The organism is Frigidibacter sp. MR17.24 (assembly GCF_037095655.1).
Lineage (GTDB): Bacteria > Pseudomonadota > Alphaproteobacteria > Rhodobacterales > Rhodobacteraceae > Frigidibacter.
The window spans coordinates 1,178,206-1,203,771 of record NZ_JBAWKE010000001.1; the positions used below are offsets into that span (position 1 = coordinate 1,178,206).

The following is a 25,566-nucleotide window of genomic DNA, read 5'->3' on the forward strand; positions in this document are numbered from 1 at the left end:
GCGCGACCGCTCAGGCCGCGTCCAGCTCGGCCGCGACGATCCGTGCGATCTGCGGCAGGGTGTGGCCGGTCAGGGTCTTGGGGCACTGCGCCACCAGCGCCCGCCGCGCCACCGCGCCCAGATGCGGCCGCATCGCGCCCAGCACCTGCGCCGGCGCCGCGATCACCAGCCGCGGCGCGGCCCGCGTCGCCGCCTCGGCCTCGACCACGCCGGCCAGCTCGGCCGCGAAGGCCTCGCCCGCGATCCGCGCGTAATCCGCCTGCTCCAGCGCCGAGCGCTGGCCGGGCGCCTTGTCGGCCATCCGCCCGGGCCGGTCGGTCGCCCCCGCCAGCGCCTCGGCCGGCACCTCGTGGCGCGCCAGCACCGACAGCTCGGGCGCATCGGGCGTCCCGGTATTCTCAAGCATCAGCGCCTTCTCGGCATCCGCGACCAGAATCAGCGTGCCTTTCGCCATCAAAGCCATGGACGGACCTCCTTTTCGTTGCCTGTCCGACCCAACCCGCGCGCCCCGCCCCCCGTTCCCGCCGCCGCCCGCCGCCCCCCCGACGCCGGCAACGCGCCGCCGCCCGCCGGCGGCCCCCCGCCGGCCGCCCCGCCGCGGGGGCAGGACCCGGCCAAAGGAAAGGGCCCGGCGTTGCCGCCGGGCCCCTCCTGCATCGCCGTCGCGCGCGTCTCAGAGACGGCCGGCGACGTTGTCCCAGTTCACCAGCTTCTCGAGGAAGTTCGACAGGTAGGCCGGGCGCTTGTTGCGGAAATCGATGTAGTACGAGTGTTCCCACACGTCGCAGCCCAGCAGCGCGGTCTGGCCGAAGCACAGCGGGTTCACGCCGTTCTCGGTCTTGGTGACCTTGAGGCTGCCGTCGGTGTCCTTCACCAGCCAGCACCAGCCCGAGCCGAACTGGCCGGCGCCGGCGGCGGCGAAGTCTTCCTTGAACTTGTCGACCGACCCGAACGACTCGGTGATCGCCTTTTCCAGCTCGGTCGGCATCGTCTTGCCGCCCGGGCCCATCATTTCCCAGAACTGGTTGTGGTTCCAGTGCTGCGAGGCGTTGTTGAAGATGCCCGACTGCGCCACGGCGGTGGCGTTGTAGGTGCCCTTGATGATGTCTTCCAGCGACTTCGATTCCCACTCGGTGCCGGCGATCAGCTTGTTGCCGTTGTCGACATAGGCCTTGTGGTGGATGTCGTGGTGGAACTCGAGCGTCTCCTTCGACATGCCCAGATCGGCGAGGGCGTCGTGGGCATAGGGGAGTTCGGGAAGCGTGAAGGCCATGGGTTCGTCCTTTCGCAGGCTTGCGGAATTTGCCTGTGACATAGAAGCGCCGACAGCCCCGAGGTCAAGGGCGGATGACCGCCCCCGACCCTGTGCGCCGGCGCGCGGGACCTAAAGGTCCGAGCCCGACCGCGCGGCGTTGGCAAGGCAGCCGAAGACATAGGCCGCGACCGAGCGGAAGCAGACCACCGACCATTCGTCGGCGCCCGATTTCCACGTCGCGGCGGCCACTTGCGCGAAGCGCGACCGGCGCACCTCGTCCGCGTCCATCGCGTCGAAATCCACCGGCGCCAGCTTGCGCAGCGCATCCGTCGCGGCCGCGCCGGTGACGGTGAACAGCGCCCGGGCGTCCGAGACCTCGACCGCGAGGTGATGCGCCCCGGCAAGGCTCTCGTCCAGCCGCGCCACCGCGGCCGGCGCCTCGGCATGGGGCACGAGGATCAGAAGCTCGTCGGGCGACATCCACAGCACCGCGCCGGTGCCGCCGCTGGTGACCCGGCGCGGGGCCGGCAGGTCGAGCCCGGTCACCGCCCGCACCGCCTCGGCGGTGGCGGGCGCGGACAGGTCGGCGCGCAGGGTGATCATGCCCTGAAGGCCGGCCTCGGCGACGGTTACGAAACCGGATGAGCTTTTGCCCGCAAGGGCGCTGACGGCCTCAGACATTCTGTTTCGCCCCTTCCTTGTCGAAGAACACCGGATCGCAGATCCGCGCCTTGATCATCTTGCCCTCGGTGTCGGGGAATTCCAGCACCTCGCCCATCCGCTTCGGCCCGTGCTTCACCAGCGCCATCGCGATGCCCTTCTTCAGCGTCGGCGAATAGTAGGTCGAGGTGATGCGGCCTTGCGTGTTGCGCTGGCCATAGTGGTTGGTGCCCTCGGCCGGGAAGTAGAGCCCGTCGGGGATCACCGAGCCGTCGAGCGTCTCGAGCCCGACGAGCTGCCAGCGGTCGGGATCGGCCAGGTGCGAGCGTTCCTGCGCGCGCTTGCCGAGATAGTCTTCCTTCTTCTTCGAGATCGCCCAGGACAGCCCGAGATCCTGCGGGATGATCGTCCCGTCGCTCTCGTCGCCGATCATGATGAAGCCCTTCTCGGCGCGCAGCACGTGCAGGCATTCGGTGCCATAGGGCATGACGCCCAGCTCGGCCCCCTCCTTCATCAGCCGGTCCCAGAACGCGCGGCCCTGCGAGGCCGGCACCGCGATCTCGTAGCTGAGTTCGCCCGAGAACGAGATCCGGAAGATCCGCGCATCGAAGCCGCCAAGCGTGCCCGCCGCCCAGGTCATGAAGGGCAGCGTCTCTTTCGAGACATCCATGCCGCCGAGCTTTTCCAGAAGCTTGCGGGCGTTCGGGCCGACGACGGCGATCTGGGCGAACTGCTCGGTCAGGTTCGCGGTATAGACCTTCCAGTCCCACCACTCGCACTGCAGCCAGTCCTCCATCCAGGCGTGGATCCGGTCCGCGCCGCCGGTGGTGGTGTGGCACAGCCAGCTGTCCTCGGACATCCGCACCACGACGCCGTCATCCATCAGGAAGCCGTTCTCGTTGCACATCAGGCCATAGCGGCATTTGCCGATGCCGAGGTTCGACATCATGTTGGTGTAGAGCATGTCGAGGAATTTCCCCGCATCCGGCCCCTTCACCAGGATCTTTCCAAGCGTCGAGGCATCGAGAAGGCCAAGCTTCTCGCGGGTGTTGGTGACCTCGCGGTTCACCGCCTCGTGCACGGTCTCGCCGGGCTTGCGGTAGCAGAACGGACGGCGCCAGTGGCCGACGGGCTCCCAATGCGCGCCGTTGGCGTCGTGCCAGGCATCGGCCGGCGTCTTGCGCAGCGGCTGGAAGATCTCGCCCCGCGCCTCGCCCGCGATCGCGCCGAAGGAGATCGGCGTGTAGGGCGGGCGGAACGTGGTGGTGCCGGTGGCCGGGATCGGTTGATGCAGCGCATCAGAAAGCACCGCCAGGCCGTTGATGTTCGAAAGTTTCCCCTGATCGGTCGCCATGCCGAGCGTCGTGTAGCGCTTGGTGTGCTCGACCGAGGTGTAACCCTCGCGCGCGGCGAGCTGCACGTCCGAGACCTTCACGTCGTTCTGGTAGTCGAGCCACATCTTGGCGCGCATCTTGGTGGGCGCGCCCGCGGGCATGACCCAGGCGGTCATCATCGGCGCCTCGGCCGGGCCCGAGGCAGCGGGGGCCGCGCCCTCGCCGCCGCCAGCGGCATGGGCATCCTCGAGCACCTCGCGGATCGTCATCGCGCCCGAGGCGCTGCCGGCGGTCACCGCCAGCGGCTGGCCCTTGTCGCCCAGCGGCGGCCGGGTCGGATCGGGGCGGAACATCGCGAAGGCCTCGTCCCAGGTCAGCTTGCCGCCGCAATGCGACCACAGGTGCACGACCGGCGACCAGCCGCCCGACATGGCGACGCAGTCGCAGGGGATCTCTTCCAGCACGGCGCCCTCGCCGACCTGCGCGCAGACCGAGACGCGGGTGACGCGCTTGGAGCCGTGGGTCTTGGCGATGGCGCGGCCTTCCAGCACGCGGATGCCCTTCTCGCGCACCAGTTCCGGCAGCGCGCCGTCGGCGCGCGGACGCGCGTCGATCACCGCCGCGACCACGAGGCCCGCGTCGAACAGCGCCAGCGCCGTGCGATAGGCGTCGTCGTTGTTGGTGACGACGACGGTGCGGTCGCCGGGGCTGATCGCGTAGTTGACCACGTAGTCGCGCACCGCCGAGGCCAGCATGACCCCGGGGATGTCGTTGCCGTAGAACGACAGCGGCCGCTCGATCGCGCCGGTGGCGGTGATCACCTGCCCCGCGCGCATCCGCCACAGCCGGTGGCGCGGACGCCCGTCGCCCGGCGTGGTGTCGGCAAGCCGTTCGTAGACCAGCGCATAGCCGTGGTCATAGAGACCCGAGACCATGGCGCGGGTCTTCAGCGTCACGTTCTCCATGCCCCCGAGCGCGGCCAGCGTCGCGTCGATCCAGGCCTGGGCCGGTTCGCCGCCGATCTCGCAGCCGTCGACCGGGGCGCGGCCGCCCCAGGCGCCGGTCTGTTCGACCAGCCAGACGCGCTTGCCGGCCTTCGCGGCGGCCAGCGCCGCGGTCAGCCCGGCGACGCCGCCGCCCGCGACCAGCACGTCGCAGAAGCCATACGCCTGTTCGTAGGTGTCGGCATCGGGCTCGTGCGGAACCTTTCCGAGACCCGCGGACTGGCGGATGATCGGTTCGTACACGTGCTTCCAGAAGGCGCGCGGGTGGATGAAGGTCTTGTAGTAGAAGCCCGCCGGCAGGAACCGGGCGAGCGCGTTGTTGACCACGCCCACGTCGAACTCGAGGCTCGGCCAGTGGTTCTGCGACCCGGCGACGAGGCCGTCGAAGGTTTCGGTCGTGGTGGCGCGCTGGTTCGGCTCGAACCGGTTGCCGGTGCCCAGACCCATCAGCGCGTTCGGCTCTTCCGCGCCCGAGCCGACGATGCCGCGCGGGCGGTGGTACTTGAACGACCGGCCGACCAGCAGCTGGTCATTGGCCAGAAGCGAGGCCGCCAGCGTGTCGCCGGCGAAGCCCTGCATCTTGCGGCCGTTGAAGGTGAACGAGACGGGCGCGCTGCGGTCGATCAGGCGACCGCCACGGGTCAGACGGGTGCTCATTTCGCGGGCTCCCAGGTCGGGCGCTTGGCCTTGATGGCAGCGATGATTTCGGGGGTCGGTTCGGGGGTCTGGGCGCTGTAGGTGCCGAAGACCTCGAGCGTGGCGGTGCAGCGCGCGGCCAGGAACCACTTGCCGCAGCCATAGGCATGGCGCCAGCGTTCGAAATGCACGCCCTTGGGATTGGCGCGGCTGAACATGTAGCCGGTGAACTCGTCATCGGACGAGCCGGGGCCGAAGCGCTTCAGATGCGCCTCGCCGCCGGGCGACAGTTCGGTCTCTTCCGCGGCCACGCCGCAGTAGGGGCAGGTCAGGGTCAGCATGGGCAGGCTCCGGCGCGGGGGCTGAGGGTCCGCGCCGGGGCGCGGGTGTCAGCCGGGAAGGTCGATGGTGATCTCGGGCTTGTCGGCCGCGGGCGCCTCGCCGCCCGACCAGACGAACCAGCCGATGGCGAGCACGGCCACCACGACGGCGCCGAGGATGAAGGCGAAGGCATTCGAGGAAGAGCGGTCCATTCGGTCACGTCCATGTTCGTGTCGTTGCTGGACACGTGAACGTGAGCCGCCCTGGCGCGGTTCCCGAAACGATCGCCCGGTATCGTTTCGCGATATGCGGGGAATGGCGCCATCAGTGCGCCACCCCGGCGGCGACGGATTCGTCGATGAAGCGGCCTTCGCGGAAGCGGTTCAGCCCGAATTCCGAGGCGAGCGGCCCGGGCTGGCCCTTGGCCACCAGTTCCGCCATCGCCCAGCCCGAACCCGGGATCGCCTTGAAGCCGCCGGTGCCCCAGCCGCAGTTGACGAAGATGTTGCCCACGGGCGTGGTGGACAGGATCGGCGAGCGGTCGCCGGTCATGTCGACGATGCCGCCCCACTGGCGCAGCATCTTGAGGCGCGAGATCATCGGGAAGGTCTCGACCAGGGCGCGTACGGTCTCTTCGACATGCTGCCACGATCCGCGCTGGGTGTAGTTGTTGAACCCGTCGGTGCCGCCGCCGATCACCATCTCGCCCTTGTCGGATTGCGACATGTAGCCGTGCACGGTGTTGGCCATCACGACCACGTCCATGCAGGGCTTGATCGGTTCCGACACCAGCGCCTGCAGCGCCAGCGATTCGATCGGCAGGCGGAAGCCCGCCATCTCGGCCACGACCGAGGAATGGCCGGCGACGACGATGGCCAGCTTGTCGCAGTCGATCGCGCCGCGGGTGGTGTCGATGCCCTGCACGCGGCCGTTCGCGGTGCGGATGCCCGTCACCTCGGTCTGCTGGATGATGTCCATCCCCATGGCCGAGCAGGCGCGGGCATAGCCCCAGGCGACCGCGTCATGGCGCGCGGTGCCGCCACGGGCCTGGTACTGGGCGCCCAGCACCGGATAGCGCGGACCGTCGAGGTTGATGATCGGCACCAGTTCCTTGACCTTGGCGGGCTCGATCCACTCGGTCTCGATCCCCTGCAGCTTGTTGGCGGCGACGGTGCGCTTGTAGCCGCGGACCTCGTGATGGGTCTGCGCCAGCATCAGCAGGCCCCGGGGCGAGAACATGATGTTGTAGTTCAGGTCCTGGCTCAGCCCCTCGTAGAGCGAGCGGGCCTTTTCGAACAGCGCCGAGGAGCTGTCCTGCAGGTAGTTCGAGCGGATGATCGTGGTGTTGCGCCCGGTGTTGCCACCGCCGAGCCAGCCCTTCTCGATGATCGCCACGTTCTTCACGCCGTGGTTCTTGCCGAGATAGTAGGCCGTGGCCAGGCCATGGCCGCCGGCGCCGATGATGATCGCGTCGTAGCGGCGCTTGGGCTCGGGGCTTTTCCAGGCCTTTTCCCAGCCCTGGTGCCAGTTCAGCGCCTCGCGGGCGACGGCGAATACCGAATAGCGCTTCATCCCACCAAACCCCGCATGACATGACCCCTTCGTCCGCTTGCACCGAATCTCCTGACGGAGTGGTGTCTCATTCCGCTTTCTGGCCTCTCCCCCGGTCTGCCACAGGACGGCAAACGTCGGAATAGCGACAAATGCGACATGCATGACTCCGCTTGCACAAGACGCATGGCACGCGGGGCTTTGCCGGGCGTGTTCACGATCGCGCGGGGGGCGATCCGTCGCGGCGGCAGGGCCGGTTTGGCCTTTCGCCCGGGGCCGCGAATGCCTAAATCCGACCGCGACGAAGGGGCCCGGCGAAGGGGGCGGACATGCTGTTCTGGATCTTTGCGGTGGGCGCGGCCCTGGCCGTGGCGCTGCTGATGGGGCGGGCGCTGATGCGACCGGCGGCCGGACCCGCCGGCGCGGCGGCCTTCGACCTGTCGGTCTACCGCGGCCAGATGGCCGAGATCGAGCGCGACCGCGCCCGCGGCACCCTGTCGCCCGAGGATGCCGAGCGCGCGCGCACCGACATCGGGCGCAAGATCCTCGACGCCGACCGGCGGCTGGCGACCGAGACGGTGCAGGCGCAGCCGCGCGGCGCGACGCTGGCCGTGGCCGGGATTGGCGCGGCGGTGATCGCGGGGGCGTTCCTGCTGTATGGCGAGATCGGCGCGCCGGGCTACGGCGACCTGCCGATGCGGGCGCGGATGGCCACGGCGCAGACGCTCTATGCCAGCCGGCTGCCGCAGGCCGAGGCCGAGGCCGCCGCGCGCGACAGCGGCGCGGTGCCCGAGCCGGCCGCGCCCTCGGCCGAGGTGGCCGAGCTGATGACGCGGCTGCGCGCCGTGGTGGCCGAGCGGCCGGGCGATGTGCAGGGGCTGACGCTTCTGGCGCGCAACGAGGCCGCGCTGGGCAATTTCGCCGCCGCCGCCGCCGCGCAGGGCCAGCTGATCGCCGCCAAGGGCGCGCAGGCCACGCCCGAGGACCACGCGATGCAGGCCGAGGCGATGATCCTGGCCGCCGGCGGGCTCGTCTCGCCCGAGGCCGAGGCCGCGCTGCGCGCAGCCCTCGCCGCCGATCCGAAGGACCAGACCGCGCGCTACTACATGGGGCTGATGCTGGCCCAGAGCGGCCGGCCCGACCAGACCTTCCGGATCTGGGCCGAGCTGCTGGACGAAGGCCCCGCCGACGCGCCCTGGGCCGCGCCGATCCGCAGCGCGATGCCCGAGCTGGCCTGGGTCGCGGGCGAGCCCGACTATCAGCTGCCGAAGGCGGCCTCCCCATCCGGGTCCCTCCCCGGCCCGTCGCAGGCCGACGTGGCGGCGACGGCGGACATGGCCCCCGAGGATCGCCAGCAGATGATCCGCGGCATGGTCGAGCGACTGAACGACCGGCTTGCGTCCGAGGGCGGCAGCGCCGAGGAATGGGCGCGGCTGGTCGCGGCCCTGGGCGTCCTGGGCGAGACCGACCGCGCCCGCGCGATCTATGCCGAGGCGCAGACCCATTTCGCCGGCCGCAAGGCCGATCTTCAGGCGCTGTCGGCGGCAGCGGAACAGGCGGGGATCCTGCAATGATCTGTGCGACCATCGAGGAATTCGCCGCCGTGCTGAAGCCGATGCGCGCCGTCGGCGGGCTCGACCTCGGGACCAAGACGATCGGGGTGGCGGTCTCGGACCGGATGCGCTCGGTCGCCTCGCCGCTCACGACGATCCGGCGCGAGAAGTTCACGCTGGACGCGGCCGAGCTGCTGACCATCGCCACCGACCGCGAGCTGGGCGGGCTGATCCTGGGGCTGCCCTACAACATGGACGGCTCGGAGGGACCGCGCTGCCAGTCGACGCGCGCCTTCGCCCGCAACCTCGAGAAGATCACCGACCTGCCGATCGGCTTCTGGGACGAGCGGCTGTCGACCGTGGCGGCCGAGCGCGCGCTGCTTGAGGCGGATACGTCGCGCAAGCGTCGCTCCGAGGTGATCGACCACGTGGCGGCCGGGTATATCCTGCAGGGCGCGCTGGACCGCATGTCGCACATCGCGCGCGGCTGAGGCGGCTTCGGGACGGCGCGGCGACGGTACGGGGCCTGGACGGCCGGGGCGGCTGACGTCGCCGGCGGACAGGAACGGCGGACGGGATCGGGGAGACGGGATGACGGACGAGATCTGGGCCCGGGACGAGGTCGAGAGCCCCTGCGTGAAGGTTTGCGTGATGCATCCCGCCGAGGGGCTGTGCCTGGGCTGCTGGCGCACGCTGGACGAGATCGCCGCCTGGGGCACGATGCCCGCGGCCGAGCGCCGCGCGCTGGTCGCCGCCCTGCCCGACCGGGCCGAGCGGGTGAAGGCGCGCCGCCGCGGCGGCCGCGCGGCGCGGGTGCCGCGGCCATGACCGCGGCGCCCCGGCTGCCGCTGCGCCCGGCCGGTGCCGGCGACCTGCCCGCGATCGCGGCGCTGGTGGCCGAAAGCTATGGCCCCTGGGTCGCGCGGATCGGCCAGCGGCCCGGCCCGCTTGACGACGACTACGGCGCGCTGGTCGCGGCGGGCCGGGTGCTGGTGCTGGAGGAGGACGGCGCGGTGCGGGCGCTGCTAGTGCTGATCCCCGAGCCCGGCGCGCTGCTTCTGGACAACGTGGCGGTGGCGCGGGCGGCGCAGGGGCGCGGCCTTGGCCGGGCGCTGGTCGCCGAGGCCGAGGCGCGGGCCCGCGCGCTGGGCCTGCCGGTGCTGCGGCTTTACACCCACGCCCGGATGGACACGAACATCGCGCTTTATCAGCGGCTGGGATTCGAGATCACCGACCGGCGGGTGCAGAACGGCCGCGAGCGGGTGTTCATGGCGAAGGCGCTGGAACGCTAGGACCGGCGGGATCGGGATCGGGATCGGGCTGGCGCCGCAGGCGGCGCGCGACCGCCGCGCGGATCGGCTGTTCGACGAGCGCATGCGACGCGGCCGCGATGACGACGGTCAGCGCCGCGCAGGCCAGCGCCTCTGCCACGCCCGAGACCGGGCGGTCGAGCAGCCCCGCGAGGACCCGGGGGGCCAGCTGGTGATAGACGTAGATCCCGTAGGAGATGCGCCCGAGATAGACCAGCGGCGGCGCCTCGAGCAGCACGCGCGCGGCGGGCGCGCGCATCCGCCGCGCACAGGCAAGGACGATCGCGGCGAAGAGGCAGGCGGCGGCGGTGTTCCTTGGCCCGGCGAGCGGCAGGATCTGCGCCGCGGAGAGGCCCCAGCCCAGCGCCGAGGCCGCGAGCAGCGCCGGCACCAGCACCCGGTGCGGGACGCCGCGCCGCAGCGCCACCGCCACCAGCGCGCCGAGCCCGAGGCTGTCGAGATGCGCCATCGGCAGGACCCAGATCCCGAACGGTCCGAGGCCCGCGCTCGACCAGGCGCTGCGAAACGCCAGCGCCCCGCCGATGGCCAGCAGCACCGCGCCGGGCAGCCATCGCCGGGGCACCAGCGCGATGACCCAGGGCCAGACCAGGTAGAACTGCTGCTCGACCGACAGCGACCACAGATGCGCATCCACCGAGCCCCAGCTGTTCCAGAGCACGATGCGCAGGTTCGTCAGGTAGACCGCATCCCAGGGGATCAGCTGCCAGGTCCAGCTGCCCCCGAGCACCCGGAAGGCCAGCAGGTACAGAAGCAGGCAGGGATAGAGCCGGGCGAGCCGGGCGAGCATGAACCGGCCGAACTCGCGCAGCGGATCCTCGCCAAGCCGGTCGCGGTCCAGCAGGAGCCCGGTGATCAGGAAGCCGCTGAGCACGAAGAACAGCCGCACCCCCTGTTCGCCCCAGTAGACGCCCCGGTACCAGTAGGGTTCGGGCAGGTAATGCGTGTAGAGCACGAGGGCCACGGCGAGGGCCCGCAACGTGTCCAGCGCGGGCATGTAGCCGGTCCCGCGCGCCCCGTCCCTCACCATCCGACCATTACCCCACACCTGATTCGCCAACGATGTCCGCGAGTATACCCGCCGGCGCGGTCTCGTCTTCGGCCGTGTCTTCGGTCGCGTCTGCGGTCGCGTCTTCGGCCCTGTCCGCGATCCTGCCGGCGCCCGGGGTCGCCGGCCCGCGCGGCCCGGGCCGTCAGGCGGCGGCGCGGGTGACCTCGGCCTCGGCCCGGTCCAGAAGCGCCAGCGCCTCGGCGGGCGTGGCGACGCGCGCGGCCTCTTCGGACAGGCGGCGGCGCCAGAGCCGGGCGCCGGGGCGGCCGTGGAACAGCCCCAGCATGTGGCGGCTGATCTGGTGCAGCCGGCCGCCCTGCGCGACATGGGTCTCGATCCGCGGCCGCATCGCCTGCAGCACGCCATGGGGATCGGCGGTCGCGCCGGTGCCGAAGATCGCCGGGTCGGCGGTGCCCAGGATGTCCCAGGGCCGGTGATAGGCCGCGCGCCCGATCATCGCGCCGTCAAGCCCGCGGTCGAGCAGCGCCTGCGCCGCCTCCAGCGTCTCGATGCCGCCGTTGACCGAGACGTGCAGGTCCGGGAAGGCGTGCTTCATCGCGACGACGAGGTCGTAGTCCAGCGGCGGCACGGTGCGGTTCTCGTGCGGGGACAGGCCCTGCAGCCAGGCCTTGCGGGCATGGACGATCACCCGGCGCACGCCCGCCTCGCGGATGCGCGCGAGGAAGGCGGGCAGCACCTCTGCCGGGTCCTGGTCGTCGACGCCGATGCGGCACTTGACGGTGATCTCGGTCCCGGGCGCCGCGGCGGCCATCGCCTCGAGCCCGCGGGCGACGAGGTCGGGGTCCTTCATCAGCACGGCGCCGAAACAGCCCGACTGCACCCGGTCCGAGGGGCAGCCGCAATTGAGGTTGATCTCGTCATAGCCCCAGCCGGCCGCGACGCGCGCCGCCTCGGCCAGGGTCGCAGGGTCCGAGCCGCCGATCTGCAGCGCCACCGGATGCTCGGCCGGCGAGAAGTCCAGCAGCCGCGCGCGCGGGCCGTGGATGATCGCCTGGTCGACCACCATCTCGGTGTAGAGCAGCGCCTCGCGCGACAGCAGCCGGTGGAAGAACCGGCACTCCCGGTCCGTCCAGTCGAGCATCGGCGCGACCGAGAGCCGGGCGGCACGGGTCGCGCGGCCGCTATCGGTCCCGCTGTCGGTCCCGCTGGCGGCCCCGCTATGGGGGCGGCTGTCGGGGCGGCGGGGATCGGCGGGCTGCGGGGCGGCGGGCATCGGTCGGGCAAGGCCTTGGCTGGGACGGGAGGGTGCGGCGGCCTTATAGCGCGACCGGCCCGGCGGCGCGAGGCGCTTCTGACCCCGCCCCTTCACGCCCCGCCGCGCCACACCCCGGGAGCCCCGGCGCCGCCCCGCCGCCAGGGACAGCCCCCCAAGCCCGCCATCAGCCTTGGCATCAGCCCCCATCAGCCCCCCATCAGCCCCGACACCCGGCGGCACGGGCGGGCGCAGCCACTGGCCACGGGCGGTGCCTGATGGCGCGGCAACCGGCCCAGGGGTGCCGTGGACGCATGGCTGCCCTGCGTCGATATGTGCAGCGAAAATGCGGGTTTGGGCTGGGAATGGCCGTCACGGCATGCGACCTTGGCGCAAGTGCCATGACCGCAGTGACCTGACATGCCCACACCGCCGCCCCAGGCACCCCTGCCCGATCCCGACCCGGGCACCCAAGCCGTGCTCGTGGTGCTGCTGGTGGTGGTTCTCGTCGCCACGGTCTCGGCCGGCGTCGCGATCGCGCTGATCTGAGGCGCGCCCCCCCCCCGACATCCCGCGCCCCGACGTCCGGCCGATCAGCGCCCAGCCCCTATGCGCCACCCTCACAACCCCGTGTCATCGCCGGATCTTTCCGGCCACCGCCCGAGTTTCGGTTCCGAGCGGCGACCGCCACCGGCGCGGTCGCGCATGGATATCCGCGAAACCGGAAGGGCAGGACATGGATCTCAACATCAAGGGACGGCGCGCATTGATCACCGGGGCGAGCGGCGGCATCGGGCGCGAGACCGCGCGGCTGCTCGCGGCCGAGGGGGCGGCGCTGTTCCTCACCGATCTCGACGGCGACAAGGTGGCGAAGGTCGCGGCCGAGTTCGGCGCCGAAAGCGCGGCGGGCGACCTGTCCTCGCCCGAGGGCTGCGCGGCCTTCCTGAAGACCGCGGGCACCGATTTCGACATCTGGGTACACGCGACCGGCGTCACCGGCGCCAAGGGCGACCCGCTGCAGATGGCCGAGGAGGACTGGCAGGACGCGCTCGACATCGACTTCCTGTCGGCGGTGCGGATGGCGCGCGCGCTCTGCCCGGCGATGATCGGCCGCGGCTGGGGCCGGGTCGTCTTCGTCACCTCCGAGAACGTGGCCCAGCCCTATCCCGACGAGACGGTCTACAACGCCTCGAAATCGGCGCTGCTGAGCTTTGCCAAGAGCGTGGCGATGCAGCACTCCGCCTCGGGGATGCTGGTCAACTGCGTGGCCCCCGCCTTCATCGAGACGCCGATGACCGACGGCATGATGGAAAAGCGCAGCGCCGAGACCGGCGAGAGCTTCGACGAGGCGGTCGAGAGCTTCCTCAAGGAGCAGCGCCCCTATCTGGTGCTGAACCGGCGCGGCAGGCCCGAGGAGGTGGCGGCGGTGATCGCGATGCTGTGCTCGGACCTGGCCTCGTTCGTGACCGGCGCGAACTGGCGCGTCGACGGCGGCGCGGTCGGCTCGATCAACGTATGACGCGCGCGCCGCAGGGCTGGGCGGCGCTGGCCGCCCATATCCGCGCCCACCCGGTCGAGGGCAGCCCCGCGCGGCGGCGTGCCGCCTTCCTCGCGCTGTCCTGCGGCGGGCCGGCGGGGCGCGACGAGGCGATCGGCGGGGTGCGCTGCGTCCGGCACGGGCCTGAGGGGGGCGTGCCGGTCCTGTGGCTGCACGGCGGCGGCCTCGTCTTCGGCAGCCCCGAAAGCCATGCCGCCGGCGCGGCGCGGCTCGCGGCGCTGACCGGGCGGCCGGTGATCCTGCCCGACTACCGGCTTGCGCCCGACCATCCCTGGCCCGCCCCGCTCGACGACACGCTGGCGGTGATCGACGCGCTGGCCCCGGGGATCGACCTCGCGGGCGACAGCGCGGGCGGGCTTCTGGCGCTCTGCGCGGCGCTGGCGCGCCCGGGCCGGATCGGCCGGCTCGCGCTGATCTCGCCCAATACCGACCGCTCGGGCCAAAGCCTCACCCGCGCCGCCAATTCCCCGCGCGACCTGATGAACGACGACGCGACGGATGCGGCGCTGGCGCGGCTGGCCTTTGGCGGAGCGCCTCCCGCCACCGCCCGCCCGCTCGAGGCCGACCTCTCGGCGCTGCCGCCGGTCTGGATCACTGCCTCGACCGACGAGGTCCTGGCCGATGACGCGCTTCTGCTCATCCGCGCGCTGGGGCTTGCCCGCGTGCCGGTCACCGCCGAGATCCGCGCCATCCCCAGCCACATGTGGACGCTCTGGCCCGAGGCCACGCCCGAGGCGCAGGCGACCTATGCCAGCCTCGCCCGCGCCCTCGCCCGGCGCGACGCGCCTCCGCCCTGACACACCCCGCGACACGCACGCGAAGAGGGCAGGAACCGCGGTCCCTGCCCCCTCTTTCGCATTGGCCCAAATATCCCGGGGGGCGCCGCGCCATCGGCGCGGCCGGGGGGCAGCGCCCCCCGCGGCGCCCGCAGGCGCCGTCCGCCACCGCGGCCCGAACCCCCGAAGCGGCCCGGCCCGACGCGGCCGTCCTCAGGCCGCCTTCTCGACGTTCGAGCCGATGAACCAGGCATCCTTGTCGACGATGCGGCTGGCCTCGGTGAAGAGGTCGGCCGTGTCGGCGTCACCCGCCTCCTCGGTGGTGTCGATCGCCGCGCGCAGGCTCTCGCCCAGGGTCTTGTAGCGCGAGGTCAGTTCCTTGACGTGGTCCTTCACCGCGACGAGGTCGGTAGGATAGGCCGGCAGCTTCGTCTCCTTGGCGATCGCCTGCGAGGTGCCGTCGGGCGTGCCCCCGAGGATCACCGAGCGTTCCGCGAACTTGTCGAGCACGTCGCGCAGGTTGGCGACGGCACCGTCGAGCAGCTCGTGCACGCCGATGAAATTGGTGCCGCGCAGCGTCCAGTGCGCCTGCTTCACGGTCAGGGACAGGTCGGTCACCAGGATCAGGTTCTCGTTGAGGGCCTTGATCGAGGTCTTGGCGGCATTGTCGCTGACGCCGCTGGCGAAACGTTCCCGCATGGAAGGTCTCCTTTGATGATGTTTCGGGGCCATAACGGCGCCGGGGCCCCGGCTGTTCCATCACCGCGACGCGACTTTCGCGCCGCCCCCTCCCGTTCGCCCCCCGCCCACGCCACGCGGCGCCCCCCGCCGCGGCCCGCACGCACCGCAAACGGCGCGGGCCACAGAGGCGGGCTGAGACAGCCGGGCAACGAGGGGCGCGCAGGCGACACCGGGCGGACCGATGAGAGACACGATCAGGTGACGCCAGGCTTGGGCCGGGCGCAGCGGTCGCGATTGCCCCATGGAACGACACCGGACAACCCGGGCGGTGAGACGTTCGCCCGACCTTCGGCCCGCCTGCCTCCCCGGGTCCGCTCGAAACCCGCGCGCGGACGGCCGGCACCCGACGGGGCGTGCACACAGGATGGCCGCCGGGTCCGGACGCGCGCGGCAGTCGCGATTGCCCGACGGAACGGCCACGGACAGCCAAGGCGACGCGACTTTCGACCGACCTTCGGCCTACCTGCCTCCCGGACCCGCCCGAAGACTGCGCGTGGACGGCCGGCACCCGACGGGGCGTGCACACAGGATGGCCGCCGGATCCGGGCGCGCGCGGCAGTCGCGATTGCCGGGCGGAACGGCCACGGACAGCCAAGGCGGCGAGACGTTCGCCCGACCTTCGGCACAGCCGCCTCCCGGACCTGCCCGAAGACAGCGCGCGGACGGGCGGCACCCGGTGGGGCGCACGCGCGATGGCCGCGGGGACCGGACCGCGCGCCGGGGTCGGGACCGACCCGTGCCACCGCGGCGCGGCGTTCGCCTTGGCTGTCTTGCGGGTCGCCCGCGCAGGCCGGGCGCCCGGGCTGACACCGATGCCGCGCTCACGAAAGCCGGCGGGCGGGGAACGCCCGCGGCCGGGCGACGTTGGGTCCGGACCGCGCGCCGCGGTCGCGTCTTTCCGCGGACAGGCCCCGAACCGACCCCGAACAGCACACGGGCGGTCCCGGCCGGCCGCGCGCACCGCGATCGCCGACCCTGCGCGCCCCAGAACCGGAGAGAGCCATGAAGGACCAGTCGACCCCGACCGAGGACCGCCACGCCAGCGACCGGGTCCCCGCCGGCCCCGCCATCGTCACCGGCGCCGACAGCGGCATCGGCCGCGACACCGCGCTCGCGCTCGCCCGCGCCGGCCGCGACCTCGTGATCACCTACCACACCGACCGCGAGGGCGCCGAGGAGACGGTGCGCCGCGCGCGCGAGATCGGCGTCGCCGCGCAGGCGCGCCGCTGCGACCAGAGCGACCCGGCCGAGATCGCGGCCCTGTTCGACGCCCTGACCGGGGCGCCCGCGCCCGCGATCCTGATCAACAACGCCGGCATCGATGCCGACGGCACCCGGATGGTCGACATGGAGGATGCCGACTGGATGAAGGTGATCGCCACCGACCTGTCGGGCCCGTTCCTGCTGGCGCGTGCCTTCGCCCGCGCCCGCAGCGCCCAGGGCGGCGGCGGGCGCATCGTCAATGTCAGCTCGATCCACCAGGAGGTGCCGCGCATCGGCTCGTCCGCCTATGACGCGGCCAAGGGCGGGCTGCGGATGCTGGCGCGCACGCTGGCGCTGGAACTCGCGTCCGAGGGGATCACGGTGAACAACGTGGCGCCCGGGATGATCCTGACCCCGATCAACCAGGCCGCCATCGACGACGCGGCGCTGCGGCGCGAGATGGAAAGCCACATCCCCCTTGGCCGGGCCGGGCGCCCCGACGAGGTCGCGGCGCTGATCGCCTTCCTGTGCTCGGATGCCGCGGCCTACATCACCGGGCAGAGCTTCTTCATCGACGGCGGTCTGTCGATCAACCTCGGTCAGGGGGCCTGATGCGCGACGAGCATCCCCAGACCCCCGCCCAGACGATTTCCCGGACCACGTCCCCGGACCAGGGGCCCCATCCCTGCACCGCCCGGATCGAGGCGCCCCGGCGCGACGGCGACGGGTTCCTGCCGCTCGAGGGCTACGGCGCGCTGGGCGAGGGCCGCTCGGTCGCGCTGTCGGGCGAGGACGGCGCGATCGACTGGTGGTGCGTGCCCAACATGGACAGCCCGCCGCTGTTCGACCGGCTGCTGGCCGGCGACGCGCCGCTGCCCGACGGCAGCACCGCCGGCCATTTCACCATCCGCCCGCGCGGCCCCGTCACCGTCACCCGCGCCTATCGCCGCCATTCCAACGTGCTCGAGACCCGGTTCGAGGGCGAGAGCGGCACGGCGGTGCTGACGGAATCGCTCAACAGCGGCATCGCCGGCCGCCTGCCCTGGTGCGAGCTTGCGCGGCGCGTGGAGTGCACCGAGGGCGAGATGACCTTCGACGTGACGCTGCGGCTGGGCCACCGCGCCGGCGAGCGCAGCCCCTACCGCGCGCCGAACGGGCCCTACAAGCTGTTCCATGTCGGCCGGGTCATGGGCCTGTTCCTGCACGGCCCCGCGCTGCGGATCGCCCACGAGGACGACGACCTGACCGAGGGCACGCTGACCCTGCGCGCGGGCGAGCGCGACCTGCTTGCCATCGTCGCGGGCGAGGAAGAGCCGCTGGTGGTGCCCGACCTTGCCGACATCGACGCGCGGATCGAGCGGTCGGACGAGGAATGGCGCGACTGGTCGGCGGAATTCGGCGACGACAGCCCCGAAAGCGCCTTTCTCCTGCGCCAGGCGCTGGCGCTGAAGCTGCTGCTGTATTCCCCCTCGGGCGCGATCGCCGCGGCGGCGACGACCTCGCTGCCCGAGCGGATCGGCGGCGACAAGAACTACGACTACCGCTACGCCTGGGTGCGCGACGCGGGCTACACGATCGTGTCGTTCCTGTCGCTGGGGATCGAGGCGGAGGCGAAGGCGGGGCTGACCTGGCTTCTGAACCAGCTCAACGCGCACGGACCGCGGGTGTGCTTCGCGCTCGAGGGCGGGGTCGAGGAGCGGATGTCGGAACTGGCGATGCCGGGCTGGCGGCACTCGCGGCCGGTGCTGTGCGGCAACCGCGCGGCGCTGCAGCACCAGCATTCGACCTATGGCGACATCTTCGAGACGGTGGCGGCCTTCGTCGGGCGCGGCAACATCGTCGACCACCGCTCGGCCGAGACGCTGTCGCATCTGGCCGACGATTGTGCCGACCGCTGGCGGCAGAAGGACAGCGGCATCTGGGAGCTGCCGGAGCTGGAGCACTACACCGGCTCGAAGATCAGCTGCTGGCAGGCGCTGAACCGGGCGGTGGAGCTGGCCGACAGCGGTCACCTGCCCACGACCCAGCGCGACCGCTGGGCGCGCGAGCGCGACCGCATCGCCGCCTGGATCGACGACAACTGCTGGGACGAGGACCTGCAGGCCTATGTCATGCATCCCGGCACCCGGCGGCTGGACGCATCGCTGGCGCTGGCGGTGCGCTTCGGCTTTGACGGGGCGGACCGGCTGGCCTCGACGCTGTGCGCCATCGACGAGGCGCTGGGGGCCGGTCCGTTCCACTACCGCTACGGCGGCATGGACGAGGAAGAGGGCTGCTTCCTCGCCGTGTCGTTCTGGATCGCCGAGGCCTGGGCGCTGCTTGGCCAGCGCGACGAGGCGATGGCGCGGCTGACCGCGCTGCGCGAGGCGACGGGTGGCGGCGTGGGCATCCTGCCCGAGATGATCGATCCCGACAGCCGCGCGTGGCTGGGCAACCTGCCGCAGGGGCTGAGCCATCTTGCCGCGCTCGAGGCCGCATGCACGCTGCTGGACCGCAGGCCCGCCGGCCACCGCACCCGCGGCGCCACCGTGCGCCCGCGCGGCGGCGCCTGAGGGCAAAGCGCGCGCCCGGCCGTCGCGGCGCCCGCTTCGCCCTGCCGTCGCCCGGGCCATCCCGGGAGGCGACCCCAGGTGCCGTGCCAAGAGGTCAGCCGTCCGTCGCCGATGCTCCCCTCCGCGCTGCGGCCGCGGGGCATCGGCGGGCGGCGTGCCTCGCCCCGTTGCGACGTCGCGGGGAGGCCCGACCGCGCCCGGCACCGCCGTGCAGCTTCCTCGCGGGACCGGGCCGCCGATCCGCAGCCGCGCGCCGATTCCATGGCGCGGCGGGAGGGCGGGGGCGCTCTGGCCAGCGAACCACTTACTGGGGACGGCCGCGCGGGGACGGCCGGCGGCGGCCCCCGCGCCGGCAGCGGGTCATCTTCCGCCCCGTCGGGAGTGGCAACTTCAGAGAACGGGCGGGGATGCGCGCGCCCGACAGGACGGCGGCCAGGCGGTCAGCTTTCGGCCAGCCCGCGCAGGCCTGCGGCGTCGGTCACGGTCAGGCTGCCGCGGCCCTGCGCGATCCAGCCGCGGCGTGCGAAATCCTGCAGCGTGCGCGACACCACCTCGCGCGCCGTGCCCAGTTCCGCCGCCAGCGCCTGATGGGTGGCGCGGATCTCGGGACCCTCGTCGGCGCGGGCCAGAAGGTGGGCGGCAAGCCGGATGTCCATGCGCCGGAACGCGACCTCCTCGATCACCGTGAACAGGTCGGTGATCCGGCGGGCATAGGCCGCGAAGACGAAGCGGCGGAACTCGGGCGAGGTGGCGATCAGCTCCTCGAACGCCTCGCGCGGCAAGAGCGCGGCGCGGATGTCGGTCTCGGCCACGCCCTCGGCGGTATAGTCCTCGTAGGCCAGCAGGCAGGCCGTGGTCAGCACGCAGCTTTCGCCCGCCTGCACGCGGTAGAGCAGGATCTCGCGCCCCTGGTCCGAGACCTGGCTGACCCGGACCGCGCCCTGAAGCAGCAGCAAGAGCGCCGTCGGCGCCTGCCCGGGCCCGAAGATCCGCGTGCCCGCCGGCAGCTCGGCGATCCGCACGAGGCTGCGCAGCCGCAGCCGCAGCGGCTCGGGCAGCCGCGACAGGCCGTGAAACCGCAGCGTCCAGTCCTCGTCCCCCAGCTCGCCCCCGTGCTCGCCCATCGCCGCCCCCCCGATCGCCGCCCGAGCCCCCCCGAAAGGCCCAAGCCCCCGCTGGTCCAAGCCCTTGCATGACCAAGCCTTTGCAGGCGATGGGCGCAAGATCAAGACGGCGTGGCGCCGTCGCCCCGCCCCAACAGCCGCACCTCGCGCTGCGGGAAGGGGATGGTGATGCCCTCGGCCCGGAACGCGTCCCACAGCGCAAGGAACACCGCGCCGCGGACATTGGTCAGGCCTTGGGTCGGGTCCTCGATCCAGAAGCGCAGGATGTAGTCGACCGAGCTGTCGCCGAAGCCGGTGACATGGCACACCGGCCGGGTCGTGGTGCTGACGCGGGCGACGGCGACGCAGGCCTCGACCGCCACGGCGCGCACCCGGTGCGGATCGTCGCCATAGGAACAGCCGAAGGTGATGTCGAGCCGCACCAGCGCGTCGGTATGCGACCAGTTGACGACCTGCCCGGTGATCAGGTCCTCGTTCGGGATCAGATAGTCCTTGCCGTCGCGGGTCGAGATCGAGACGTAGCGCGCCCCAAGCTCGGTGATCCAGCCGAAGGTCTCGCCGATGGTGATGACGTCGCCGGGCTTGATCGACTTGTCGAGCAGGATGATCACCCCCGACACGAGGTTCGACACCACCTTCTGCAGCCCGAAGCCGATGCCGACGCCGATCGCGCCCGACAGCACCGCAAGCCCGGTGAGATCGACGCCCACCGCCCGCAGCCCGACGAAGAGCGCGGTGGCGAAGAGCCCGACCTGCAGCCCCTTCACCGTCAGCACCTGCAGCGAGGGCGAGATGTCGGCCCGCGCCCGGACCCGGTCGGACAGCACGCGGGCAAGGAAGCTTGCCAGCGCCATCAGCGCCGCGGTCACGACCACCAGCTTCAGCAGCCCGTAGACCGAGATCCGCGTGCCGCCCGCGTCGACCGCCGCGCGGTCGAGCACGGCCACCGCCTCGTCCAGCAGGCCGGTCAGCCACAGCACCGCCCAGATCCAGGCCCCCCAGCGCACGATGGCGCGCAGCGAGTGGTTGGCGATCAGCCGCGCCGCGAGGCCGACGGCCAGAAGCGCGGTCCCGATCGAGGCCGCGCCCTCGAGCAGCACCCGCTCGGCCGGCGCGGCGCCAAGAACGCGCGCCAGCGCGACGGCAAGCCAGCACAGGAGCGCGAAACAGGCAAGCCCGAGCCGGTCGCGCAGCACCACGAGGCTGCGCAGGCGGCCGCGGCCCCAGCCCTCGCGCGCGCGGATCCAGCCGGTCATCCGCTCCGACAGCGCCCGCCCCGCCGACCAGGCCATGAGCGCGACCCCGGCCAGCACGATGACCTGCCACAGCTGCACCGGCGCGAGCACCGCGTCGAGCGTGGCCCGTCCCGAGGCGATCCAGCCCCGCAATGTGATGAGCAAGCCCTCCAGCATCGCGCCTCCGGGGGCAAAAGCCGCAACGGCGCGATGCGTTCCGCGAAAATCGCGGCCGCGGCGCGCGCCGGACAGGATCATCAACGATGTCAGGATGTTGATGGTGCTGTGAGAGAGGATTGAACTCTCGACCTCTCCCTTACCAAGGGAGTGCTCTACCACTGAGCTACCACAGCGCCGTTCCGCCTGCCGCCGACCCTTGTTCAAGGCCGCCCGGGCGGTGTGGCGCGGATTTAGACGCATTCGCCGGAGGGCGCAAGCGCAATCTCGGCCCTTTTTCAACTTCGGCCCGGTTGCCCCGAAGGCACCCTGGGCAGGACCCCGAAGCCCCCCTGCCCGGCCCCGTCGCACGCCGCAGCCACGCCGCGCGGGCGCGCCGCGCGGATGGGGCCGGACGAGGCCGGACGGGCCCAGGCTTCTGGACGGCGCCCGCGCCCCGCGCTAGGAAGGCCGGCATGGACGCAACCGCGCGCAGACTGGCCCGGCGAGAGGCCGCGAAGCTGGCCCGGGCCGAGCAGGAGGCCCGGCTCAAGGCCGCGCTCAAGGTCAACATCTCCCGCCGCAAGGCCCAGGCGAAGGCCCGCGACGCGGAGGCTTGGGATGCTGGGGCCGGAGAGGCAAGGGCCGGGGACGCAGGGGCCGGGGACGACGGCGAGACCGGCGATGGCGCGGCGGCGGACGACGGCGAGGAACACAACGAGACCGGCTGACAGGCGCCGGCGGAAAGGCATCGGGCAGATGGATTCGATACGTGTCGTGGGCGGGGCCGAACTGAACGGCCAGATCCCGATCGCGGGCGCCAAGAACGCCTGCCTCACGCTGATGCCGGCGACGATCCTGACGGACGAGCCGCTGACGCTGACCAACGCGCCGCGGCTGTCGGACATCCGCACCATGAGCACGCTTCTCGGCTCGCTCGGGGCCGAGGTGGCGGCGCTTCAGGGCGGCAAGGTGCTGGCGCTGTCGTCGCATGACCTGACCTCGGTCCATGCCGACTACGACATCGTGCGCAAGATGCGCGCCTCGATCCTCGTGCTGGGGCCGTTGCTGGCGCGGTTCGGCCGGGCCGAAGTCTCGCTGCCCGGCGGCTGCGCGATCGGCGCGCGGCCGGTCGACCTGCATCTCAAGGCGCTCGAGGCGATGGGGGCCGAGATCGACCTGTCGGAAGGCTATGTCCGGGCGAAGGCGCCCGCGGGCGGGTTGAAGGGCGCGGTGGTCGAGTTCCCGCTGGTCTCGGTCGGCGCGACCGAGAACGCGCTGATGGCCGCGACGCTGGCCCGCGGCACCACGGTGCTGAAGAACGCCGCGCGCGAGCCCGAGATCGTCGACCTCGCGCAGTGCCTGCGCCGCATGGGCGCGCGGATTGAGGGCGAGGGCACCAGCACCATCACCGTCGAGGGGGTCGAGCGGCTGGGCGGTGCGACCCATCCCGTGGTCGTCGACCGGATCGAGCTTGGCACCTACATGCTCGCCCCCGCCTTCACCGGCGGCACCGTCGAATGCCTCGGCGGCCGGATGGAGCTGGTGGCGAGCTTCGCCGAGAAGCTCGACGCCGCCGGCGTCTCGGTCGAGGAGACCCCGGCCGGGCTGAAGGTCAGCCGCAAGAACGGCCGCGTGCGCGCGGTGGATGTCACGACCGAGCCCTTCCCCGGCTTCCCCACCGACCTGCAGGCGCAGATCATGGCGCTTCTGTGCACGGCCGAGGGCACCTCGGTCCTGCACGAGACGATCTTCGAGAACCGCTTCATGCACGCGCCCGAGCTGACCCGGATGGGGGCCCGGATCGAGGTGCATGGCGGCACCGCGACCGTGCACGGGGTCGACCGGCTGAAGGGGGCGCCGGTGATGGCGACCGACCTGCGCGCCTCCGTCAGCCTGATCCTCGCCGCGCTCGCGGCCGAGGGCGAGACGGTGGTGAGCCGGGTCTATCACCTCGACCGCGGCTATGAGCGGGTCGAGGAGAAGCTGGGCGCCTGCGGTGCAACGATCGAGCGCATCCGCGCCGAGTGACCGGCCAGCGCCCCTGGCCGGCGCCAACCCCGCGGGGCGGCCGTGACGGCGTGACGGGGACCTGCGTCCGGCACCGTCGCCCGAACCCGCCGGGCACGGCCGGCGGCGGCGGCGCTTGACGCCCCCGTCCCGCGGCGCATCTTTGGCGCGAGGACAGCCGGAGCCGGGGCGGCCGGGCAAGCGGCGGTTCATGGCCGGAACCGGCAGCACAGCGACAGGCGGCGCGGACGCGCCCGAAAGGATGACGATGACCGGGGATGCACGGTTCGAGGACGGCGCCGAGCAGGCGCTTCACCTGGGCGCGATCTCGTTCGAGGACCTGCAGGTGATCTCGGCGCTGTGCCAGGACGCGGTGCTGAGCGCGGCCGACATCCGCTGGGACCGGCCGGCGCGCCGGCTGGTGCTGCTGCTCAACCGCTTCCGCTGGGAAGACCGGGCCGCGGCCGAGCGCGAGGCGCGCGAGCCCGAGCGCGTGCGCTCGCTGCTGGTGCTGGGCGACGTGCTGAAGGTCGCGGGCCAGGGCATCGCCCGGGGCGATGCCGACACGGTGCTGTCGCTGCTCGGGCTGGGCTGGGAGCCGGGCGAGGACGGCACCGGCCGGGTGATCCTGACCTTCGCCGGCGACGGCGCGATCGCGGCGACGGTGGAATGCCTCGACGCGAGCCTGCGCGACGTCACCCGGCCCTATGCCGCGCCCTCGGGCAAGGTGCCGCACCACCCCGAGTGAGGCCCCCCCCGAGCGTGGAGCCGGGCCCGGCCGCCGGGGCGCTGCCCCGGACCCCGGGATATTTGCGCAAAGTCGATGGCCAGAGCTGGCGGGCCTGAGATGGCCGGGCGAGAGGCGGCCGGGAATGGGCGGCGGGGGTGCGACGGGGGCGCTTTCGACGGTTGAGGCGCCGCGACGGCTGGGCTAATCCCGGCGGGACCGATCGCAGGGGGCCGCCGATGCCGCAGTTTCTGGATACCACCGACGCGGGCTTCGAGGCCGCCTTCACCGCCCTTCTGGCGATGAAGCGCGAGGATGCGCCCGATGTCGACGCGACCGTCGCCGAGATCATCGCCGACGTGCGCGTGCGCGGCGACGCGGCGGTGATCGAGCTGACCGAGCGCTTCGACCGGCTGTCGCTGACGCCCGCGACGCTGGCCTTCACCCCCGAGGAGATCGAGGCGGAATGCGCGAAGGTCGCGCCCGAGGACCGGGCGGCGCTGGACCTCGCCGCCGCGCGGATCCGGGCCTATCACGAACGCCAGATGCCGCAGGACGCGCGCTGGACCGATGCGAGCGGGGCCGAGCTGGGCTGGCGGTGGACGCCGGTCTCGGCGGCGGGGCTCTACGTGCCGGGGGGGCTTGCGAGCTATCCGTCCTCGGTGCTGATGAACGCGATCCCGGCCAAGGTCGCGGGGGTCGGGCGGCTGGTGATCGCCTGCCCGACGCCGGGGGGCGCGGTGAACCCGCTGGTGCTGCTGGCGGCGCGGCTTGCCGGGGTGGACACCGTCTATCGCATCGGCGGCGCGCAGGCGATCGCGGCGCTGGCCTACGGCACCGCGACCATCGCGGGCGTCGACAAGATCACCGGGCCCGGCAATGCCTTCGTCGCCGCCGCCAAGCGCCGGGTCTTCGGCAAGGTCGGCATCGACATGATCGCCGGCCCCTCGGAGATCCTGGTGATCGCCGATGGCGACAACGACCCCGACTGGATCGCGCTCGACCTGCTGAGCCAGGCCGAGCATGACGAGAGCGCGCAGTCGATCCTGGTGACGCCGGACGCGGAATTCGCGCGGGCCGTGGCGGCCGCCGTCGAGGCGCGGCTGCGGACGCTCGAGCGGCGCGCGATCGCCGGGGCGAGCTGGCGCGATTTCGGTGCGGTGATCGTGACGCGCGACCTGGCCGAGGCGGCGGCGCTGTCGAACCGGGTCGCGCCCGAGCATCTCGAGCTGTGCGTGGCCGACCCGGACGGCCTGGCCGAGGCGATCACCCATGCCGGCGCGATCTTCCTCGGGCACTGGACCCCCGAGGCGATCGGCGACTATGTCGGCGGCCCGAACCACGTGCTGCCGACGGCGCGCTCGGCGCGGTTCTCGTCGGGGCTGTCGGTGATGGATTTCGTCAAGCGCACGACGCTGGCGAAGATGACGCCGGCGGCGCTGGCGGCGATCGGGCCGGCGGCGGAGCGGCTGGCGGTGTCCGAAAGCCTCGAGGCGCACGGGCTGTCGGTGCGCGCAAGGCTCGACCGGCTCAATCGGTAAGGCAGGTCGGGGGGGCTCGCGAGCCCCCCCGCGCCCC

The 25,566-nt window shown here is 72.4% G+C and carries 25 protein-coding genes and 1 tRNA gene; 13 read left to right on the plus strand and 13 right to left on the minus strand.

The genetic code is table 11. The features are described from left to right. Nucleotides 1–10: 10 nt before the first annotated feature. The 7 genes from V8J39_RS05560 to V8J39_RS05590 all read right to left on the minus strand — a co-directional run bounded on the left by V8J39_RS05560 (nucleotide 11) and on the right by V8J39_RS05590 (nucleotide 6,782). A complete protein-coding gene (locus V8J39_RS05560) occupies nucleotides 11–463 on the minus strand; it encodes a baeRF12 domain-containing protein (protein ID WP_336459848.1) in 453 nt (150 codons plus the stop codon). Between the two features lie 210 nt (nucleotides 464–673). Further along, on the minus strand, nucleotides 674–1,273 hold the full coding sequence (locus V8J39_RS05565; protein WP_336459849.1) for a superoxide dismutase: 600 nt from the start codon (nucleotides 1,271–1,273) through the stop codon (nucleotides 674–676). Between the two features lie 111 nt (nucleotides 1,274–1,384). Next, a complete protein-coding gene (locus V8J39_RS05570; protein ID WP_336459850.1) occupies nucleotides 1,385–1,936 on the minus strand; it encodes a sarcosine oxidase subunit gamma in 552 nt (183 codons plus the stop codon). Beyond that, nucleotides 1,929–4,910 (minus strand): sarcosine oxidase subunit alpha family protein, encoded by a 2,982-nt coding sequence (locus V8J39_RS05575; RefSeq protein ID WP_336459851.1) that lies wholly within the window; start codon nucleotides 4,908–4,910, stop codon nucleotides 1,929–1,931. Before V8J39_RS05575 ends, V8J39_RS05570 begins: the two co-directional genes overlap by 8 nt. After that, nucleotides 4,907–5,230, minus strand: a complete 324-nt coding sequence (locus V8J39_RS05580) for a sarcosine oxidase subunit delta (protein ID WP_336459852.1) — start codon at nucleotides 5,228–5,230, stop codon at nucleotides 4,907–4,909. Before V8J39_RS05580 ends, V8J39_RS05575 begins: the two co-directional genes overlap by 4 nt. A 48-nt stretch (nucleotides 5,231–5,278) precedes the next feature. Next, nucleotides 5,279–5,422: a hypothetical protein gene (locus tag V8J39_RS05585; RefSeq protein WP_336459853.1), complete on the minus strand. Its 144-nt coding sequence runs from the start codon at nucleotides 5,420–5,422 to the stop codon at nucleotides 5,279–5,281. 112 nt (nucleotides 5,423–5,534) lie between these two features. Next, the gene (locus V8J39_RS05590; protein ID WP_336459854.1) at nucleotides 5,535–6,782 is read right to left on the minus strand and encodes a sarcosine oxidase subunit beta family protein; all 1,248 of its coding nucleotides are present in this window, start codon (nucleotides 6,780–6,782) and stop codon (nucleotides 5,535–5,537) included. A gap of 308 nt (nucleotides 6,783–7,090) precedes the next feature. Here V8J39_RS05590 and ccmI point away from each other — a divergent pair, with 308 nt between their 5' ends. The 4 genes from ccmI (at nucleotide 7,091) to V8J39_RS05610 (ending at nucleotide 9,606) form a co-directional block, all read left to right on the plus strand. Next, on the plus strand, nucleotides 7,091–8,335 hold the full coding sequence (gene ccmI, locus V8J39_RS05595) for a c-type cytochrome biogenesis protein CcmI (RefSeq protein WP_336459855.1): 1,245 nt from the start codon (nucleotides 7,091–7,093) through the stop codon (nucleotides 8,333–8,335). Continuing rightward, the gene (gene ruvX, locus V8J39_RS05600; protein WP_336459856.1) at nucleotides 8,332–8,805 is read left to right on the plus strand and encodes a Holliday junction resolvase RuvX; all 474 of its coding nucleotides are present in this window, start codon (nucleotides 8,332–8,334) and stop codon (nucleotides 8,803–8,805) included. The genes ccmI and ruvX overlap by 4 nt, the downstream gene beginning before the upstream one ends. 100 nt (nucleotides 8,806–8,905) lie before the next feature. Next, nucleotides 8,906–9,142 carry a DUF1289 domain-containing protein gene (locus V8J39_RS05605; RefSeq protein ID WP_336459857.1) on the plus strand — a complete coding sequence of 79 codons (237 nt, stop codon included), beginning with the start codon at nucleotides 8,906–8,908 and terminating at the stop codon, nucleotides 9,140–9,142. Beyond that, nucleotides 9,139–9,606, plus strand: a complete 468-nt coding sequence (locus V8J39_RS05610) for a GNAT family N-acetyltransferase (RefSeq protein WP_336459858.1) — start codon at nucleotides 9,139–9,141, stop codon at nucleotides 9,604–9,606. The genes V8J39_RS05605 and V8J39_RS05610 overlap by 4 nt, the downstream gene beginning before the upstream one ends. Here V8J39_RS05610 and V8J39_RS05615 read toward each other — a convergent pair. Further along, entirely contained in the window at nucleotides 9,581–10,639 is a 1,059-nt protein-coding gene (locus V8J39_RS05615; protein ID WP_336459859.1) for an acyltransferase family protein, read from the minus strand. The genes V8J39_RS05610 and V8J39_RS05615 overlap by 26 nt on opposite strands. A 196-nt stretch (nucleotides 10,640–10,835) precedes the next feature. Then, complete coding sequence (gene dusA / locus V8J39_RS05620) at nucleotides 10,836–11,927, minus strand: tRNA dihydrouridine(20/20a) synthase DusA (RefSeq protein WP_442902550.1); 1,092 nt, start codon at nucleotides 11,925–11,927, stop codon at nucleotides 10,836–10,838. Between the two features lie 399 nt (nucleotides 11,928–12,326). On the opposite strand from dusA, the gene V8J39_RS05625 reads away from it, so the two are divergent. The 3 genes from V8J39_RS05625 (at nucleotide 12,327) to V8J39_RS05635 (ending at nucleotide 14,261) form a co-directional block, all read left to right on the plus strand. Beyond that, nucleotides 12,327–12,455: a hypothetical protein gene (locus V8J39_RS05625; protein ID WP_336459860.1), complete on the plus strand. Its 129-nt coding sequence runs from the start codon at nucleotides 12,327–12,329 to the stop codon at nucleotides 12,453–12,455. Nucleotides 12,456–12,642: 187 nt separating this feature from the next. After that, complete coding sequence (locus V8J39_RS05630; protein ID WP_336459861.1) at nucleotides 12,643–13,425, plus strand: SDR family NAD(P)-dependent oxidoreductase; 783 nt, start codon at nucleotides 12,643–12,645, stop codon at nucleotides 13,423–13,425. Then, the gene (locus V8J39_RS05635) at nucleotides 13,422–14,261 is read left to right on the plus strand and encodes an alpha/beta hydrolase fold domain-containing protein (protein ID WP_336459862.1); all 840 of its coding nucleotides are present in this window, start codon (nucleotides 13,422–13,424) and stop codon (nucleotides 14,259–14,261) included. The genes V8J39_RS05630 and V8J39_RS05635 overlap by 4 nt, the downstream gene beginning before the upstream one ends. Before the next feature lie 192 nt (nucleotides 14,262–14,453). Here the strand turns inward: V8J39_RS05635 and dps are convergent, their stop codons facing one another. Next, nucleotides 14,454–14,939 (minus strand): DNA starvation/stationary phase protection protein Dps, encoded by a 486-nt coding sequence (dps, locus tag V8J39_RS05640; protein WP_336459863.1) that lies wholly within the window; start codon nucleotides 14,937–14,939, stop codon nucleotides 14,454–14,456. A gap of 1,044 nt (nucleotides 14,940–15,983) precedes the next feature. Here dps and V8J39_RS05645 point away from each other — a divergent pair. After that, on the plus strand, nucleotides 15,984–16,796 hold the full coding sequence (locus V8J39_RS05645; RefSeq protein ID WP_336459864.1) for an SDR family oxidoreductase: 813 nt from the start codon (nucleotides 15,984–15,986) through the stop codon (nucleotides 16,794–16,796). Continuing rightward, the gene (locus tag V8J39_RS05650) at nucleotides 16,796–18,736 is read left to right on the plus strand and encodes a glycoside hydrolase family 15 protein (RefSeq protein WP_336459865.1); all 1,941 of its coding nucleotides are present in this window, start codon (nucleotides 16,796–16,798) and stop codon (nucleotides 18,734–18,736) included. Before V8J39_RS05645 ends, V8J39_RS05650 begins: the two co-directional genes overlap by 1 nt. 440 nt (nucleotides 18,737–19,176) lie before the next feature. Here the strand turns inward: V8J39_RS05650 and V8J39_RS05655 are convergent, their stop codons facing one another. The 3 genes from V8J39_RS05655 to V8J39_RS05665 all read right to left on the minus strand — a co-directional run bounded on the left by V8J39_RS05655 (nucleotide 19,177) and on the right by V8J39_RS05665 (nucleotide 21,448). Next, the gene (locus V8J39_RS05655) at nucleotides 19,177–19,860 is read right to left on the minus strand and encodes a Crp/Fnr family transcriptional regulator (RefSeq protein WP_336459866.1); all 684 of its coding nucleotides are present in this window, start codon (nucleotides 19,858–19,860) and stop codon (nucleotides 19,177–19,179) included. A gap of 101 nt (nucleotides 19,861–19,961) precedes the next feature. After that, nucleotides 19,962–21,272: a mechanosensitive ion channel family protein gene (locus tag V8J39_RS05660; RefSeq protein WP_336459867.1), complete on the minus strand. Its 1,311-nt coding sequence runs from the start codon at nucleotides 21,270–21,272 to the stop codon at nucleotides 19,962–19,964. Nucleotides 21,273–21,373: 101 nt separating this feature from the next. Beyond that, nucleotides 21,374–21,448 (minus strand) — tRNA-Thr (locus tag V8J39_RS05665). A gap of 279 nt (nucleotides 21,449–21,727) precedes the next feature. Here V8J39_RS05665 and V8J39_RS05670 point away from each other — a divergent pair. From V8J39_RS05670 to hisD, 4 genes are all read left to right on the plus strand, one after another. Next, a complete protein-coding gene (locus tag V8J39_RS05670; protein WP_336460222.1) occupies nucleotides 21,728–21,982 on the plus strand; it encodes a hypothetical protein in 255 nt (84 codons plus the stop codon). A gap of 28 nt (nucleotides 21,983–22,010) precedes the next feature. After that, nucleotides 22,011–23,282: a UDP-N-acetylglucosamine 1-carboxyvinyltransferase gene (gene murA / locus V8J39_RS05675; RefSeq protein ID WP_336459868.1), complete on the plus strand. Its 1,272-nt coding sequence runs from the start codon at nucleotides 22,011–22,013 to the stop codon at nucleotides 23,280–23,282. A gap of 247 nt (nucleotides 23,283–23,529) precedes the next feature. Beyond that, a complete protein-coding gene (locus V8J39_RS05680) occupies nucleotides 23,530–24,009 on the plus strand; it encodes a DUF2948 family protein (protein ID WP_336459869.1) in 480 nt (159 codons plus the stop codon). Between the two features lie 218 nt (nucleotides 24,010–24,227). Further along, complete coding sequence (gene hisD, locus V8J39_RS05685) at nucleotides 24,228–25,529, plus strand: histidinol dehydrogenase (RefSeq protein WP_336459870.1); 1,302 nt, start codon at nucleotides 24,228–24,230, stop codon at nucleotides 25,527–25,529. The last annotated feature ends 37 nt before the right edge of the window (nucleotides 25,530–25,566 follow it).